At 45.0% G+C, this 1009-nt stretch carries 1 protein-coding gene; it reads right to left on the reverse strand.

Annotated features, from left to right (window positions below; genetic code table 11):
- Nucleotides 1-884 (reverse strand): NUDIX hydrolase (locus tag R7E42_RS25830; protein ID WP_318073361.1); only part of this gene is annotated, 884 nt, incomplete at its 3' end.
- Between the last annotated feature and the right edge of the window lie 125 nt (nucleotides 885-1009).

A 1009-nucleotide genomic window follows, 5' to 3' on the forward strand; every position in this document is an offset into this window, starting at 1 on the left:
CAAACCGCAATAGGCAAGCTTGGAAAACTAAAGCCGTAACTGTTTGGAAGTTCAGCCATAGGCACGTACACATGCGGCCTTGGTAGAGAAAATCCCTGCTGTGCCACCAAAACCATTAAAGATGTCGCGGTAATGGCGAAGAACAGTCGGTACACAAAGCGACTATCAAAGCGCATCATGACGAACGGGAATAAAAACAGCAAAATAGTCGGCGTCGTCAGCTCCATCACTACGCTTGCAAAGTCGTACGCGGCTTTGTAACTGTTGTCTGAAAGCTCACCAATCCAACCTTGTAGTTCCATCACCCAAGAGAGCTCGACCTGACGGAATGTAGGTGCAGACTCAATTAGCTGTGTAACGTAAGAAACCGGCTGGTTTGTTGCATTAGCAAAAAGGTTAACAACTTCTGGCCATTGAGCCGGATAGCGATATTGAGATGCCGTAAGTTCACTTGGGTTAAGCAGCATGGCAGAAGCCACTTCCACACCGTAATGAGGCGCAAACCAAGAAGGCAGCTCGTTTCCACCCAATGAGTTATTCATAGAAAAGGCGATAACTTCAGAATCAGATACGCAGTCGAACAAGATCGCAGTTGAGGTTCTACCCAACTCATTACCGACAGTTACTGCAAGCCCCGTTTCTTCCCACGTTTCTCGTTGCGCGGCAATTTCTGGAGATTCACCTTCAATAATAGTACCTCCCGGCAAGGAGATTTTGTTGGTGAGAATTTCATGAACCAGTACAAGCTTGTCGTCGGCTCGAACAACACAGAGCGCGCCTTTAATTCCATTCAATGACGCACCGGATACCGATTTTGCCATTGTCACTGAAGACGTAGAAAGCAAAGCAGAAAAGAGAGTGAGAAAAAACAACTGTCTCAGCACAAGATAAACCTTTAATGAAGAGAATAATGACCAATGCATGATGGCAGTATTACCAATATTTTTCGACATAAATTAAGTAACGAGTTATGCATATGATGCACAAGTCAAAAAAGTCATCGGAGAAA

The organism is Vibrio sp. Vb1337, from assembly GCF_033338715.1.
In the GTDB taxonomy this organism is placed as follows: domain Bacteria; phylum Pseudomonadota; class Gammaproteobacteria; order Enterobacterales; family Vibrionaceae; genus Vibrio; species Vibrio alginolyticus.